This window comes from Streptomyces sp. NPDC005195 (assembly GCF_040608315.1).
Lineage (GTDB): Bacteria > Actinomycetota > Actinomycetes > Streptomycetales > Streptomycetaceae > Streptomyces > Streptomyces kaempferi.
In genome coordinates this window covers 1-2,200 of the sequence record NZ_JBEXHZ010000253.1, presented here as the reverse complement: position 1 = coordinate 2,200, position 2,200 = coordinate 1, and the positions used below count along the sequence as shown (strand labels likewise).

The following is a 2,200-nucleotide window of genomic DNA, read 5'->3' as shown; positions in this document are numbered from 1 at the left end:
GGTCCAGTTCGTGGCACAGGTGCTGGAAGGCGTCCACGGTGGTCATCGGTGCCCACAGGCTGGTGAGGAGGAACTGCTGCTCGACCAGCCCGCCGAGGAGGGCGTCGATCTGAGCTGTGGTCGCCTGCGGGAACTGGTGGCGCAGTTGCGTGTGGAGGTCGCTGTAGGGGATGGGGGTGCGGGCTGCGTTCATCGCGGTGGCCACCGGCCGGGTGTTGCGGACGGATATCTCGACCGGGGCGAGGAGGAGGGCGTGGCCGTCGGAGGGCGGGCCCGGTGCCACGAGCCGGTCACCGCGGGTGTGAGCACAGTTGTTGGCGACGAGCGGTAAGCGCTGCAGGAGTGCGGGACTGCGCTGGAGGCGTATGACCATGTCGGTGACCCACTCGGCGTCGGGCCGGATCGTCGCGTGGTGCTTGTCGCGCCATCGCACGCGTGCCCGGGCTCCGACGGACACGGGGGCGATCCCGGCGAACAGGCCGAGCGGGGTCGGGCGGTGCTGCCATCGCAGGAGGTAGGAGGCGGTCGACAGCGCGGTCCGGCGGACGTGGCGGGGATCGCTCTGCTTGCCCTGGCGCACGGCTTCGATCGAGGCGGACAGGATGGGGCTGGCCAGCTCCAGCGCGCTGCGGACCTCTTCGCGCTGCCAGATCCGGTTCAGCCATCCGCGGGTGACGGCCACGTCGTCCACGTTGAGGGTGCGGGGTATGTCTGCCGGCCCGGGGCTGGTGGTGGCGCGCAGCATCGCGGCGCCCTGCCACTGGTAGTTGGCGGCTGCTCGGGGAGCCATGGTCTCTTCCTTCAAGCAACAGGCGGGGAGGGGGAGGACCGGGGGTCGGGCGCGTCTGCGCCCGGCCCCCGGCGTGGGAGCGTCCTGATCAGGACGGGTCCTCCACGAAGGAGTTGCAGGCGCTGGAGCCGGTCGCGCAGGTGGTGCCGCAGCCGTCGCCCGTGGAGCACATGAGCTTGCCGAGCGAGTGCTCGGAGATGACGACCCTCACGTCCAGGGGCGCGAAGTCGTCGTCCAGGCCCGCCAGCGGGGCGGGCTGGGTCAGAGTGGCGCTCGTCATGATGGTGCCCTTTCTCTTCTTCGAGTGGTGCAGGACGACCTGGCTCTCGGCGTTATGCCGCAGGCCAGGAGAGTGAGATCCGGCTGTGCGCCTTGTCGATGACCCGGTCGGCCGGGATCTGGTCGGTCGGGGTGCTGGCCGGATAGACCCGGATGACCGGGCTGGGGCCGCCGCGCCGGTTGGCTTCCCAGTCGCGCAGGACGTCAGCGACCTGTCCGGCGAGCTGCTGGGAGTGCGGGCCGAGAGCGTGCACGCCGTACTCGACGTGCTCGTTGTCCTCGGTGCGGCGGGTGACGAGGTAGGCGAAGGTGTCGTCCTCGACGGCAGCGAGGGCGAACCGCTTGTTCGACGGGGCAACGATGCCGGTGTCCAGGTCTTCGTCGACGGCCATCGTGCAGAACCCCGGCAGGCTGATCGCCATCGTCATCTGGAGTGTGTCGAGGAGCTCCTGGAGGCCGACGCTCACGCCGGTCCACAACTCGTGGCGCCGATAGGTGACGGCGTTGTCCAGCCGGTGCGGATCCGGAGGAAGGCCGTCGTCGAACCGGAGCCCGATTTCGGGGGTGCCGTTGACGAGGAGGAGTTCTTCCCGGTGGGCGGTCGATCCCTGCATCGGGACGAAGCCGCAGATCCGCGCCGACTCGCTCTCCAGGTAGTTGCCGTGTGCTCCCGTGACCTGGGTGAAGGCGACGGAGCGGGTCAGGCCGCGCATCCGCAGCGGTACGACGAGACGGCCGCCCGGCTTGAGCTGTGCGGTCCAGGCCGGGGCGATGTCCCATGCCCCGGCGGTCACCATCACGACGTCGACCTCACCGAGGTCCGGGATCTGCTCGGCGGCGTCCGCGGTGACGACGTGCACCCGGCCGTAGCCGTGCCCGTCCAGGAGCCGGCGTGCGCGGCCTGTGACGACGGGGTCGATGTCCACCGTGACGACTTCACCGTCCTCGCCGACGAGTTCGGCGAGGTAGGCCGCGTTCAGTCCGCCCGAACCGATCTCCAGCACCCTCATCCCAGGGCGCGGCCGGGCCTGCTCCAGCATCATCGCCTGGATCTGCGGGGCGGAGACCGAGCTGAGCTGCACGCCGTGCTCGTCGGTCTTGGTGATCACGGCGGCGTACGTGTCGTACGCC

At 70.3% G+C, this 2,200-nt stretch carries 3 protein-coding genes; all 3 read right to left on the bottom strand.

The features are described 5' to 3' along the window. On the bottom strand, window positions 1–790 hold a 790-nt coding region (locus ABZV34_RS38675), incomplete at its 3' end, for a lantibiotic dehydratase (RefSeq protein WP_356287742.1). 88 nt (window positions 791–878) lie between these two features. Then, a complete protein-coding gene (locus tag ABZV34_RS38670) occupies window positions 879–1,070 on the bottom strand; it encodes an FxLD family lanthipeptide (RefSeq protein ID WP_356287739.1) in 192 nt (63 codons plus the stop codon). A gap of 52 nt (window positions 1,071–1,122) precedes the next feature. Continuing rightward, window positions 1,123–2,200, bottom strand: a 1,078-nt coding sequence (gene fxlM, locus ABZV34_RS38665) for a methyltransferase, FxLD system (protein ID WP_356287736.1), incomplete at its 5' end; no start/stop codon positions are given.

Coding starts and splice junctions, on each gene's coding strand:
- ABZV34_RS38670 (WP_356287739.1), bottom strand. CDS start 1,070: ATGACGAGCGCCACTCTGACCCAGCCCGCCCCGCTGGCGGGCCTGGAC.